The 12,511-nt window shown below is 68.9% G+C and carries 12 protein-coding genes and 4 tRNA genes; 9 read left to right on the forward strand and 7 right to left on the reverse strand.

What is annotated here, in order from left to right; genetic code table 11:
* Nucleotides 1-9 precede the first annotated feature (9 nt).
* The 3 genes from FBY40_RS09860 to FBY40_RS09870 all read right to left on the reverse strand — a co-directional run bounded on the left by FBY40_RS09860 (nt 10) and on the right by FBY40_RS09870 (nt 3,071).
* Complete coding sequence (locus tag FBY40_RS09860) at nt 10-1,215, reverse strand: thiolase family protein (protein ID WP_141938365.1); 1,206 nt, start codon at nt 1,213-1,215, stop codon at nt 10-12.
* A gap of 76 nt (nt 1,216-1,291) precedes the next feature.
* A complete protein-coding gene (locus FBY40_RS09865) occupies nt 1,292-2,491 on the reverse strand; it encodes a ribonuclease D (protein ID WP_141938367.1) in 1,200 nt (399 codons plus the stop codon).
* A complete protein-coding gene (locus tag FBY40_RS09870; RefSeq protein WP_124293157.1) occupies nt 2,484-3,071 on the reverse strand; it encodes a DUF3000 domain-containing protein in 588 nt (195 codons plus the stop codon). Before FBY40_RS09870 ends, FBY40_RS09865 begins: the two co-directional genes overlap by 8 nt.
* 25 nt (nt 3,072-3,096) lie before the next feature.
* On the opposite strand from FBY40_RS09870, the gene FBY40_RS09875 reads away from it, so the two are divergent.
* Complete coding sequence (locus FBY40_RS09875) at nt 3,097-4,386, forward strand: alpha/beta hydrolase family protein (RefSeq protein WP_141938369.1); 1,290 nt, start codon at nt 3,097-3,099, stop codon at nt 4,384-4,386.
* On the opposite strand, the gene FBY40_RS09880 is transcribed toward FBY40_RS09875, so the two are convergent.
* The 3 genes from FBY40_RS09880 to FBY40_RS09890 are packed head-to-tail and all read right to left on the reverse strand — an operon-like array spanning nt 4,355 to nt 6,541.
* Complete coding sequence (locus FBY40_RS09880) at nt 4,355-5,086, reverse strand: dihydrofolate reductase family protein (RefSeq protein WP_160141384.1); 732 nt, start codon at nt 5,084-5,086, stop codon at nt 4,355-4,357. The genes FBY40_RS09875 and FBY40_RS09880 overlap by 32 nt on opposite strands.
* A gap of 44 nt (nt 5,087-5,130) precedes the next feature.
* On the reverse strand, nt 5,131-5,592 hold the full coding sequence (locus FBY40_RS09885) for a SufE family protein (RefSeq protein WP_124293160.1): 462 nt from the start codon (nt 5,590-5,592) through the stop codon (nt 5,131-5,133).
* Between the two features lie 43 nt (nt 5,593-5,635).
* Nucleotides 5,636-6,541 carry a sulfurtransferase gene (locus FBY40_RS09890; RefSeq protein ID WP_141938374.1) on the reverse strand — a complete coding sequence of 302 codons (906 nt, stop codon included), beginning with the start codon at nt 6,539-6,541 and terminating at the stop codon, nt 5,636-5,638.
* 134 nt (nt 6,542-6,675) lie between these two features.
* Between FBY40_RS09890 and zapE the strand changes: the two genes are divergently transcribed.
* The 3 genes from zapE (at nt 6,676) to FBY40_RS09905 (ending at nt 9,780) form a co-directional block, all read left to right on the forward strand.
* Nucleotides 6,676-7,710, forward strand: a complete 1,035-nt coding sequence (gene zapE, locus FBY40_RS09895) for a cell division protein ZapE (protein ID WP_141938376.1) — start codon at nt 6,676-6,678, stop codon at nt 7,708-7,710.
* A gap of 213 nt (nt 7,711-7,923) precedes the next feature.
* On the forward strand, nt 7,924-9,192 hold the full coding sequence (locus FBY40_RS09900) for an ammonium transporter (protein WP_141938378.1): 1,269 nt from the start codon (nt 7,924-7,926) through the stop codon (nt 9,190-9,192).
* A gap of 66 nt (nt 9,193-9,258) precedes the next feature.
* A complete protein-coding gene (locus FBY40_RS09905; RefSeq protein WP_200829970.1) occupies nt 9,259-9,780 on the forward strand; it encodes a type II toxin-antitoxin system PemK/MazF family toxin in 522 nt (173 codons plus the stop codon).
* 10 nt (nt 9,781-9,790) lie between these two features.
* Here the strand turns inward: FBY40_RS09905 and FBY40_RS09910 are convergent.
* A tRNA-Val gene (locus tag FBY40_RS09910) sits at nt 9,791-9,866 on the reverse strand.
* Nucleotides 9,867-10,013: 147 nt separating this feature from the next.
* Between FBY40_RS09910 and FBY40_RS09915 the strand changes: the two genes are divergently transcribed.
* From FBY40_RS09915 to FBY40_RS09935, 5 genes are all read left to right on the forward strand, one after another.
* A tRNA-Gly gene (locus FBY40_RS09915) sits at nt 10,014-10,086 on the forward strand.
* Nucleotides 10,087-10,141: 55 nt separating this feature from the next.
* A tRNA-Cys gene (locus FBY40_RS09920) sits at nt 10,142-10,215 on the forward strand.
* Nucleotides 10,216-10,240: 25 nt separating this feature from the next.
* A tRNA-Val gene (locus tag FBY40_RS09925) sits at nt 10,241-10,312 on the forward strand.
* A gap of 390 nt (nt 10,313-10,702) precedes the next feature.
* The gene (locus FBY40_RS09930; RefSeq protein ID WP_160141385.1) at nt 10,703-11,617 is read left to right on the forward strand and encodes an Ltp family lipoprotein; all 915 of its coding nucleotides are present in this window, start codon (nt 10,703-10,705) and stop codon (nt 11,615-11,617) included.
* Between the two features lie 547 nt (nt 11,618-12,164).
* Nucleotides 12,165-12,398 (forward strand): hypothetical protein, encoded by a 234-nt coding sequence (locus FBY40_RS09935; protein WP_141938382.1) that lies wholly within the window; start codon nt 12,165-12,167, stop codon nt 12,396-12,398.
* Nucleotides 12,399-12,511: the final 113 nt, after the last annotated feature.

Consider the following 12,511-nt stretch of genomic DNA (forward strand, 5'->3'; position numbering starts at 1 on the left):
GTCGTGCCCTTACTTGCGCTTCTTGCCGTTGTAGTGGGGGTTCTCCCAGATGACCGATCCGCCCTGCCCGAGTCCGACGCACATCGCGGTGAGGCCGTAGCGGACGTCGGGCCGCTCGGCGAACTGGGCGGCGAGCTGGATCATCAGGCGCACGCCGGATGCAGCCAGGGGGTGTCCGAAGGCGATCGCACCGCCCCAGGGGTTCACACGAGGGTCATCGTCGGCGATGCCGAAGTGGTCGAGGAAGGAGATGACCTGGATGGCGAAGGCCTCGTTCAACTCGAACAGGCCGATGTCGTCGATCTTCAGCCCGGCGCGCTTCAACGCCTTCTCGGTGGACGGGATCGGGCCGATGCCCATGATCTCGGGCTGGACGCCGGCGAAGCCGAAGGAGACCATCCGCATCTTGGGGCGCAGGCCCAGTTCCTTGACGGCGGCGCCGCCGGCCAGGAGCGACATGGTCGCGCCGTCGGTCAGCGGTGAAGAGGTTCCCGCCGTCACGCGCCCGTGTGCGCGGAACGGCGTCTTCAGCCCTGCGAGGTCGTCCATCGTGGTCTGCGGGCGGCGTCCCTCGTCTTCGGTGGCGAGACCCCAGGCGCCGTCGGCGCCCTTGATGGCCACGGGGACCAGGTCGGACTGGATCTTCCCGGCGTCGTAGGCGGCCTGCACCTTGTGCTGGCTCAGCATGCCGTACCGGTCGGAGCGTTCCTTGGTGAGGTGCGGGAAACGGTCGAAGATCCGCTCCGCGGTCACGCCCATGTTCAGGGCGCCGGGGTCGACCATCTTCTCCGCCACGAAGCGCGGGTTCGGGTCGGCGTTGCCGCCGATGGGGTGGTGCCCCATGTGCTCGACGCCGCCGGCGAGGGCGAGGTCGTACATCCCGACTCCGATGGAGGCGCCCATCGTGGTGACGCTCGTCATCGCGCCGGCGCACATCCGGTCGATCGCCAGGCCCGGAACGGTCTGCGGCAGCCCCGCGAGGAGGGCGACGCTGCGACCGAGGGTGAGCCCCTGGTCGCCGGTCTGGGACGTCGCGGCGATGGCGACGTCGTCGATGCGGTCCTTCGGCACCGAAGGGTTGCGTTCCATGAGCCCGATGGTCGCCTTCACGGCGAGATCATCAGCCCGGGTGTTCCAGTACATGCCCTTCTCGCCGGCGCGCCCGAAGGGGGTACGCATACCGTCGACGAAGAAGACGTCGGAAAGCTCGGCCACTTAAGCCTCCAAAAATCGGGGATCTCTGCGAGCGTAGGTGGGCCGTCGAAATCGCGCGGAATCGGTTGGGCGCAATCTACGAAGCGCTCTCCGGGGCCGTCGAACCGCTTTGCACGGATTCCACAAAGGCATCGGCGATGATCTGTGCAGTCTGGTCAATCTGCCACGGGCGTGCGCCGAGGGAGCGCAAGGACTCTCCGACCCCCACCGCGGTGATCTCGTCAGGCGGCGACCACGCGACACGGCGCAGGAGTTCGGGCGTCAGCAGGTTCTCGGTGGGCATGGAGAGCGCGGCGGCGCGCTCCTCCACCACGGGACGCGCGGCCTTCAGCCGCGCGTCGGCGGCGGGATTGCGGTCGGGCCACACGCGCGGCGGTGGAATGGTGTCGGTGCCGGGGAGGCGGTCGGGCGGGAGGTCGGTCGCCGCGCGGCCCTCTTGGATCGCGTTCCACCACCGGTCCAGCTGACTGCGGCTGGCGCGACCGGTGAACTCCTTCACGCCGGCGAGTTCGTGCTTCGACGCGGGGTCTGCGCGGATCGCCGCGACGAGGGCCCGATCCGGGACGAGTCGCCCGGGCGCGACGTCCTGCTCTCGCGCATACTCCTCGCGTGCGGTCCACAGGGCGCGGGCGACGGCGAGCGCCCGGCGCCCGCGCACGGTGTGCAGGCCGCTGAGGCGCCGCCACGGGTCCTCCCGCAGCGGCTTGGGCTCTCGGGCCAGCACGGCGGCGAACTCCTGACGCGCGAACTCGGTCTTGCCCTGCTCGGCCAGCTCTGTGACGAGGGCGTCGCGGACGTCGATCAGGTGGGCGACATCCAACGCGGCGTACTCCAGCCACGAATCGGGCAGGGGCCGGGTCGACCAGTCCGCAGCCGAGTGGGCCTTGGCCAGGCTGATGCCGAGCGTGTCCTCGACGACGGCGCCGAGCCCGACCCGCTCGTGACCGAGAAGACGCGCCGCGAGCTCGGTGTCGAACATCTCGATGGGCTCGAGGCCCAGTTCGCGAAGCGACGGCAGGTCCTGGCTGGCGGCATGCAGCACCCACTCGGCGCCGCCGATCGCCTCCTGGAGGGCGGCGAAATCCTGCAGGACGGGCGGGTCGAACAGATGCACCCCGGCGCCCCGGCGGAAGACCTGGATCAGGTAGGCCCGCTGCGAGTACCGGAATCCGGAGGCTCGTTCGACATCGACGGCGACCGGTCCCTCCGCGTCGCGCAGGGCCGAGATGGCGCGCGCGAACGACCCCGCGTCCGCGATCACGGTGTAGTCAGCCACGCATCGTCCTCCGAGGACCGAAGACCGCGATGCCCTCCGACCCCGGCGGGAGACCGGCGAGCATGCAGACCAGTTCGCTCCAGGCTTCCACATGTCCCGTCATATCGCCGTCCGGTGACCAGGACGCGCGCAGTTCGATCTGCGCACCGTCCCCCTCCTCGGCGAGCGAACCGAAGCCCTTCGAAAGGGTCTTGGTCGCGGTGCCCGACGCCGAATGATAGGCGGCGTGGCGGGAGTCCAGGGCATCGATGAGCCATGACCAGGCGACGTCCGCCAGCAGCGGGTCCACACCGATGTCGGCCTCGAGAGGCGCCTGGGCGAAGCAGACGATCCGCCACGGACCTCCCCACGCCGCCGGTTCGGACTCGTCGTGGAGCAGGATGAAGCGGCCCGTTCCATACGGCGAGTCCACGCCGTCGTCCTCCGGTCGCACGTCGCCGGCGAGCGCGATCGCCTCGGGTGCGAGGCCCGCGGGCGCGGGGATCTCGCGCACCGCGAAGTCCTCTCGGAACGTCGTCGCCCGCACGGCCTCCGCGGCGAGGGCGAACGCCGTCGTCGCCGGGGATCCTTGGTCAGCCACGCGGACAGACTAGAGTGATCGCTCGATGGTCGACTCCAGGCGCGCCGCACCCTCCGGCGCCACACCCGGCTTCGTGGGTGGAGTCCGGGCCGCGGTCGCGATCCTCGGCGCCGCCGTCGCCGCCGCGGCCGGTGTGCTGGGCGTGGTGTCGGTCCGTGTCGCGCGACGGGTGGTCACGCCTGCCGTGCGCGTCGCCGACACCCGTATCCTCGCCGTCGATCCCATCGCGCAGACCATCACGCTCTCCCGCACGGACGACACCGTCCTTCCGGGACGATACGGATTGTTCACCGCCGGCGACACCGGCTACCTCAAGCTCGGGTCGGTGCTCGACCAGGACGCCCTCGGCGTCAAGCGCAAGCTTCTCACCCACGTTCCCCCCGGCGCCGGGGTGGCTCCTGACGCCGCCTTCAGCGGGTGGTACTACGAACGCCCCGAGGAACTGCACCTGCCCTTCTCTTCAGAACTCATCGGATCCGGCGTCGGGCCGTGCCCCGCGTGGCTCTTCCCGGCTGAGGCCTCCGACGAGATGCCCGAGACGTGGGTCATCCAGATCCATGGGCGAGGCACCACGCGCTCGGAGTGCCTCCGCGCCGTGCCGGTGTTCCACGCCCTGGGGATCACCTCCCTCGTCGTCTCCTACCGCAACGACGGCGAGGCCCCCCGCAGTCGGACCGGCACCTACGCCCTCGGCGCCACCGAGTGGCGCGATGTCGATGCCGCCGTCGGATTCGCCCGTCGCCGCGGCGCCCGGCGCATCATCCTCATGGGGTGGTCGATGGGTGGTGCGATCGCGCTGCAGGTCTCACTGAACTCTCCCCACCGTCAGGTGATCGCAGGCCTCATCCTCGAATCGCCCGTCGTCGATTGGCGAATCGTCCTGAACTACCAGGCGAAGATGATGGGGCTTCCGGCGCCGGTCACGGGTCTCGCCCTCGGCGCGCTGGCCAGCGAGTGGACGACGCCGCTGACCCGCACCGGCGGGCCGATCCCCTTCGACCAGCTGGATGTCGTGGCGCGCGCCGGCGAGCTGCGGCATCCCGTCCTCATCCTGCACAGCGACGACGACGGATTCGTGCCCTCCGACGCCTCCCACGATCTCGTCGTCGCCCGCCCCGACCTGGTCGAGCTCATCGTCTTCGACGTGGCCCGGCACACCAAGCTGTGGAACTACGACCAGGAACGGTGGAGCACGGCGATCCGGACGTGGCTCGGTCGTCACGGGCTGAGCCTCGATGTCGACGGAAGCCGACCCGACGGCGATGAGGGCGGAACCCCCGAGCTCAGCGGCGGATCGTCAGACGCCGGTAGCTGAAGCCGGCGTCGTCCACCAGCATCCCCGCCACCTCCGACGGCACGGACGTGGAGAGGGAGAGGAAGGGGTGGTGCACGGGTTCGAGAAACGGCGAGACGGTGACGCAGACCTCGTCGACCATCCCCGACTCCACGAACTGCGTCGCAAGGCCCGCGCCGCCTTCGCACACGATCCGGCGGAGACCCCGCGCGTGGAGTGCTCGCACGATGTCGACGGGATGCAGCCGTGAGGCGTCCTCGCCCGGGGCACCCGACGACGGCACCGCAACGACCTCGGCCGGTGCGTTCCCCACCGCGGCGGTGACGCGGGCAGCGTGCTCGGGGCGGCAGAGGAGAAGGGCCGGCGGTACCTCCCGGCCGTCACGGCGTCGGAGCGAGCCGTCGCCGAGGTCGCCGGTGGCGGTGACGATCGCCAGGCGCGCAGTCTTGGGCAGAACCGATCCTTCGGCCCGGACGGTCTCGGCCCCGACGACGACGACGTCGGCCTCGCGACGGATCGCACCCAGGAGGAGCCGGTCCACACGCGAGCTGATCGACGTGCTCGAGCCATCGGCACCCGTGGATGATCCGGTGAGCGTGGCGACCATGTTCAGCCGGACGAAGGCGTTCTCGGGGCGGTGGTAGCGCCGCGATATCCACTCTCCGGCGGTGTCGTCCGCCGTGTCGACGCGCTCGAAGGAGGCCGGTATGACCTCCGTCACCCATCGCCCTGCGGGCGCAGAGGCGTGCGCCGAACCCGACATGGTCAGCCCGGGGCGCCGACGCGCTTGGCGCGCACCTGCCGCTTGGCCCGCCCGAGCATGCCGGTCATCCCCGCGATGCGCAGGGGCGACACCGCACGGGTCAGGCCGATGCTCTGGGGATAGTCGTCGGGGACGGCGAGGACCTCGTCGGCCGTCAGGCCGGTGAGCCCCTGGACCAGGATGCTGGCGAACCCCCGCGTGGTGGGCGCTTCGGCCGGCGCGGTCGCGTGCATCGCCACGACGCCCTCCGGGTCGACCTCGACGATGATGAAGACCGGAGACTGGCATTCGGCCACGCGTTCGAGCAACTCCGGGTGATCGGCGAGCGCGTCCGGGATCGGCGGGAGCTCGTGCGAGAACTCCAGCAGAAGCTGCAGTCGCTCCTGCTCGGGGAGTTCGAGGAAGTCGTCGCGGATCGCCGCCAGTGCGGCGGGCACGTCCGAGGAAACGTCGGGGGATGTCATCCCCGCCATCCTCCCACGCCCTTGCGGGGTCTGACCGGCCGGCTCAGACGCGGGCCGGGATCTCTCCCGGCTCGTCGCCGGCCACGATCGGCACCCGTACCGCCGAGCCCCACTCGGTCCACGACCCGTCGTAGTTGCGCACGTCGGAGAAGCCGAGGAGGTGGCGCAGGACGAACCAGGTGTGGCTGGAGCGTTCGCCGATCCGGCAGTAGGCCACGATCGGCGCGGTGCCGGTGAGTCCGATCTCGTCCCGGTAGATCTGCTCGAGCTCGGCGCGGGACTTGAACCCGCCGTCTTCGGCGACGGCCCTCGCCCACGGCACGTTCTTCGCGCTCGGGATGTGACCGGCGCGAAGCGCCCCCTCCTCGGGGTAGGCGGGGGCGGTCGTGCGGGTGCCGTTGTACTCCTCGGGGGAGCGGACGTCGATCAGCGGGTTCCCGAGGTGGGCGAGCACGTCCTCTTTGTAGGCGCGGAGAGCGGTGTCGTCTCGCTGGACGACCGGGTAGTCAGTCGGGGCGGGGGTGCTGGCCTCCGTCGTCAGCGGCCGTCCCTCGGAGATCCACAGATCGCGTCCGCCGTCGAGCAGTCGGACATCCTCGTGTCCGAAGAGCGAGAACACCCAGAGGGCGTAGGCGGCCCACCAGTTGTTCTTGTCTCCGTAGATGACGACCGTGTCGTCGCGCGAGATGCCCTTGCGGCTGAGGAGCTCGGCGAATCCCTCACCGTCGACGTAGTCGCGCACCACGGGGTCGTTCAGCTCGGTGTGCCAGTCGACCTTTACGGCGCCCGGGATGTGGCCGGTCTCGTAGAGCAGCACGTCTTCGTCGGACTCGACCACGACCAGTCCCGGCGTGCCCAATCGCTCCTCCAACCAGGCGCCGGTGACCAGGCGCCCGGGGTCGGCGTATTCGGCGAACTTGGGCGATGACGTGTCGAACTCCACGGGCACGGGGCACACTCCTCGGGATGTCGGGGGAGACGGGTGGACGGCGTAGGGTGTAACCGTCCCCTCGAGCCTAGGATCCGCTGCGCCGTGGCGCACCCTCGGCCTCGATATCTGTAAGACGGCGACACAGGACGTTCATGACCGCTACCCGCACCGGAACCGGTGTCATCCACCTCACATCGCGCGACTCGCAGATCTCCGGTGCCGACATGGTGGCCGCCCTGACCCCGCCGCCGCAGTTCGCCTCCGCGACCTTCGACTCCTACCGGGCAGACCCCGAGTATCCGTCGCAGCAGAGTGCGAAGGACTACCTGATGACCTTCGTCGGCGGCGGCCCCGCCCCCGAGCGAGGCGGGTTCTTCCGTCGGCCGAAGAGGCAGCCCGAGACCAAGCCGGGGGTCTACCTCGACGGCGGATTCGGGGTCGGGAAGACCCACCTGCTCGCGGCGGTCTACCACGCGATGCCCGCGCGACGGAAGTACTTCGGATCCTTCATCGAGTACACCGCGTTGGTCGGGGCGCTCGGCTATCAGAAGACCGTTGAGCTTTTCCGGGGCACCGACCTCATGTGCATCGACGAATTCGAGCTCGACGACCCGGGCGACACGATGGTGATGACCCGTCTCCTCGGAGAATTGGTGGCGGGCGGCACGAAGCTGGCCGCGACCTCCAATACCCCGCCGAACGCGCTCGGCGAGGGCCGCTTCGCCGCGCAGGACTTCCTCCGTGAGATCCATGCGATGGCGGCAAACTTCGAGACCATCCGCATTGACGGCACCGACTACCGGCACCGCTCGCTGGATGGGCACGCCGTCACCCTCGACGACGCCGACTACGCCGGCGCGATCGCCGACGCCGCGACGCGGACAGTGGTCTCCGACGACGCGTTCGACGACCTCGTCGCCCACCTCGCCCGTGTGCATCCGTCGCGCTACATCCGTCTCATCGACGGCGTCGGGATGATCGGGATGCGGGATGTCCGCACCTTCGACGACCAGTCGGCCGCTCTGCGCTTCGTCGCCTTCATCGACCGCGTCTACGACGCCCAGCTCCCGATCCGCGCGACCGGACTCTCCCTCGACCAGGTGTTCCCGGCCGAGATGCTCAGCGGTGGCTATCGCAAGAAGTACCTGCGCGCGACATCGCGTCTCATCGCCTCGACGCTCGCCTGAGCGCCGGGTCGCACGGCTCCGCCACGGGCGCGGAGCCGTTTCGTAGCGTCGTCGTGGCCGCTTCGCGGCATCCGGAAACCTGATGTTTACCTGCACGGGGCTCGCGTAACCGACTCGAAACACGGTGCGCACGGCGGGCGAAACCGCGGATGAGCACACTGGGTGCCACCCGACGCTACATCCTGCGTCCCTGCAGAGAGGTTCTCCTGAGAGATGGATCAAGGCAATACCGCATTCATACTCATCGCGGCCGCACTCGTCCTGCTGATGACGCCAGGGCTGGCGTTCTTCTACGGCGGACTGGTGAAAGCCAAGAGCGTCATCAGCATGATGATGCTCAGCTTCGGCTCGCTCGGACTCATCGGCGTCCTCTGGGTGCTCTACGGCTACGCGATCGCGTTCCCGGGTGCTGAGGGTGTCGTAGCCCCCTGGTCAATCGACTGGTCGGCACTCGGTCTGACGAGCCTCCTCGAGGTGCCCGAGGGCGCCGCCTACCCGCCGATGGCCTTCGTCGCCTTCCAGGCCACGTTCGCCATCCTCACCGTGGCTCTCGTCTCGGGCGCCATCGCCGACCGCGCGAAGTTCGGCGCCTGGCTGATCTTCGCGGGCCTCTGGGCCACGATCGTCTACTTCCCGGTCGCGAGCTGGGTGTTCAACTTCGGCCTGGCCGAGGACGGCAGCTTCGCCTACGGCGGCTGGATCACCTACGGCCTCCAGGAGACCTTCGGCGTCGGCGCGATCGACTTCGCGGGTGGAACGGCGGTCCACATCAACGCCGGTGCCGCGGCTCTCGCGCTGGCGCTGGTGCTCGGCAAGCGCGTGGGCTTCCAGAAGGGCGTCCACGTGCCCCACAACCCGCCGTTCGTGCTGCTCGGCGCCGGTCTGCTGTGGTTCGGCTGGTTCGGCTTCAACGCCGGCTCCGAGCTCGCCGCCGACGGCGTGGCCGCCATCGCCTTCGTCAACACCATCGCCGCTCCTGCCGCCGCGCTGCTGGCATGGCTGGTCGTCGAGAAGATCAAGGACGGCAAGCCCACCTCGGTCGGCGCCGCCTCGGGCGCCGTGGCGGGCCTCGTCGCCATCACGCCGGCCTGCGCCTCGCTCGACCCGATCTGGGCGATCCTCCTCGGTGTCATCGCCGGTGTCGTCTGCGCCCTGGCCGTCGAGCTGAAGTACGCCTGGGGCTTCGACGACTCCCTCGACGTGGTGGGCATCCACCTCGTCGGTGGCCTTGTGGGAACGCTCTACATCGGCTTCTTCGCCAACGGCACCGGCCTGTTCATGGGCGGTGACGGCACGCAGCTGCTGGTGCAGGCGATCGCCGCGGTGGCAGTCCTCGCCTACTCCTTCGTGCTCGCGTGGGTCATCGGCTTCGCCATTCAGAAGACGATCGGCTTCCGCGTCAAGAACGAGGACGAGGTCGCCGGCATCGACACCGTGGTCCACGGCGAGGAGGGTTACGTCCTCACCGACACCCGGGGTTGACCAACAGAACGTTCCATCCGGAGGGCGTCGCGCGAGAGCGCGGCGCCTTCCGCGTATGTTGGCGTGATGGTGCGTATGCGCGGTCTCCTCGGTTCCCTGTCGGCGCTCCTCGGCGCGGGTCGCGGAAGCCGAGGATCGCGCCCGGGTGCGGGGCGCTCCTCGACGCCGCCGGCAGTGGGTACCCAGACCGTCGCACGCCCGCCCCGGAACCTCGTCATCGAGTACGGGCCCGATCCCGACGGCACTGCCGATGCGGGTGAGATCGTCTGGACGTGGGTTCCCTACGCCGAGAACGACGGGCGCGGCAAGGACCGTCCGGTCCTCGTCATCGGTCGGGCATCAGCCGATCGGGTCTACGCGGTGCGACTGACCAGCCAGGCGCACGACGGCGACCATGACTACCTGCCGCTGGGCACGGGGGAGTGGGACAGCCGTGGTCGCGCCTCGTGGGTGGACATCGATCAGCTGTACACCGTTCATGACCGCGGGATGCGACGTGAGGCGGCTGCCCTGGACCTGCAGCGTTTCACCACGGTGGCCGAGGCGCTTCGAAGGAGATACGGCTGGCGGTTCTCCGCGCCGAGATGAGACTCGGATGTGGTGGGCGATACCAGACTCGAACTGATGACCTCTTCCGTGTGAAGGAAGCGCGCTACCAACTGCGCCAATCGCCCGTCGGCCCGGGGGCCGGGTACCGATGTTACCGGATGCCGGAGCCCGGTCCGAACCGGAAGCCGCGGCGACACGCGGCGGACGCGCTGGTTTGGAACAGGGCGCCGGATCGGCTAAAGTCGGTGAAGCGCCCGGGAAGCCGGGAGCACGCGGATGTAGCGCAGTTGGTAGCGCATCACCTTGCCAAGGTGAGGGTCGCGAGTTCGAGTCTCGTCATCCGCTCGAGTGCGGGGTCCACCCTCCGGGGTGGACACGACGCGTGGGTCGAACCACACACGGTGGCGTGGCCGAGCGGCTAGGCACCGGCCTGCAAAGCCGTTTACACGGGTTCGAATCCCGTCGCCACCTCCACTCCACATAATCAAACAGCCCTTGGGCGCGATTGGCGCAGCGGTAGCGCGCTTCCCTGACACGGAAGAGGTCACTGGTTCGATCCCAGTATCGCGCACAGATGAAAACCCCCGGTCAGCCGGGGGTTTTCTGCATCTCCAGGAGGCTCGGGCAATATCTGGGCGTTACCGTGCCCTCGTTTCGACTGCCGAAGCCTCTACCCACGCTCGGGCATCGGCCTCGAGGTACAAGACGACCTTCCCACGAGCTCGTCGACGACCTCGCCCTAACGGCCGCCCCCATAAAGCCCGTACTTCATGAGGAGGAATCTACTCGGGACCGGACGTCACGTGTATCAGATGCCCTTGCGGTGGTCGCCCTCCGGGGGCAGCTGCATAACTCGTCCACGAGTCCAGGCTATGCGCGCAGCCTCTCCTGCCGTTATGGTGACGCCTACGACACCGGCTCAGTGGGGATGCCGGTGCCAGCAGAACCCTGGGGGAACATCATGAGCAACAACACGCCTACGCCCGCGCCCGGATGGTACCCGGCGCCGCACGCGAACAACGAGCACCGCTACTGGGACGGTGCGCGCTGGACCGATTGGACGCCCGAGTCCGCAGCGGCGGCCGCGTCAACGCAGCCAGCAACTACCACCGAAACGTCGGTCATGGCGGAGCACCCAGGCGTCGCGACCGCCACGCTTCCCGGCCCTGAGACCACAACCCCACCGGACGCCGCCAAGAAGAAGGGTCTTCCGTGGTGGGGTTGGGTACTCATCGGACTCGGCGCGCTGATCTTGCTGATCGGCATCATCGGAGCGATCGGAGGTGCTGGCGCGTCACGCACCGCCGCACCCATCGTGTCTGAGGCAGCCGAGGAGGTCGACCCGGTTGGGCCGGAAGCTGAACCTGTGGCGCCACCTGCTCCGGAGACAGCCGACGTGCCTACGGTTACAGGCTCGTCCGTCGCGGACGCGCGCGCCGCGATCGAGGGGGCTGGCTTCACCGTGACTTTCCAGCCTGAGGGCGTCGCCGACGACTGGGTCGTTGTTTCCGTGCTGCCCGGTGAGGGCACCGAATACACCGTGGGCGAGGACCTTCTCGTCCTCGCAGAGCCGCCCGCGCCAGTCTTGTCGCTGTCGCAGCAGAACGCCGTCGCCGCCGGTGAGCAGTACCTCTCCGTGTTGAGCTTCTCCCGCCAGGGGCTGATCGGTCAGCTCGAGTTCGAGGGCTACTCCACCGAGGATGCGACGTTCGCGGTGGACTACATCGCACCCGACTGGAACGAGCAAGCGGCAGGGAAGGCGCAGGAGTACCTGGACTCAATGGCGTTCAGCCGGCAGGGTCTGTATGACCAACTTGCGTTCGAGGGCTTCACGGACGAGCAGATCAACTACGGTCTAGCGGCGGTCGGCTACTGAAGTGGGTCGCGTGGGGCAGTAGGCGGCAGGATCGCCGGGGCTGATCGCTCGCCGCCCGCACGCTTAAGCCGCGTGACGGAACTGCAGCATCGCCGCCTCGAGGGAGAACTGCACCGACCCGACGTCGCTGGTTATCAGGACATGCAGGGACCGTCGCCGTTGTCCCACTGCTGGTCGTGTGACTCTGTGCGCACCGCACGGATCATCGAGGAGTGTGAGTGGCCGCTGAGGATACGCGACACCACCTCCCCGTACACGGCGGGGAGTCGGACCGTGGCGGTGGCGTCCCTGACGATCTCACCGAGCCCGACCTTCCAGCCAGGGGTTGGGTCTGTCACACCTGGTGCGCGTCACGACGGCCCGGATGTAGTCGATCCGTTTCCGCTTCTCTATTTCCGCCGTGGGGGAGGTGCGACGTCGCTTGTGAGCCTGTGGCACTCGGTACCCTCCGCCCGTGACGGGAGCTGCCGGTCACTTGGTTGTTCGTGCGCTGTGAAGTCGGTGCGCGTCTCGTGGGGCCGTCTTCTCGTGCCTTAGAGTCACGCGTATGGCTTCCGAGGGTGACTTTGTTCCTGGATGGCTGCGGGCAACCGTGTGGGGGATCGCCATCTCCCTTGCGGCCCTCGGTGTGGTCTTGGCGCTGGTGTCGGGCAGTTTCCTGCCGCTCGTGGCGTTCCTCGGGCTCGCTGTTCCGATGGTCCCGCTCGGAAGACGTCGCGGTGCCGGCGCCGGCTCCACCGGCCAGCGACGTCATGGAGGCGCCGCCGCCGCCGGGCGCTGACCGCAGCTCAGGCGGGCAAGAGGGTTTCGCTCTGCCATCGGCGAAACCGACGTTCACGCTCGAGACGCACCGTGTCACGGAAGGTCTCGGTGCAGGGCGTGGGCCTCGGTGAA

It is taken from the genome of Microbacterium sp. SLBN-154 (assembly GCF_006715565.1).
Taxonomy (GTDB): Bacteria; Actinomycetota; Actinomycetes; order Actinomycetales; family Microbacteriaceae; genus Microbacterium.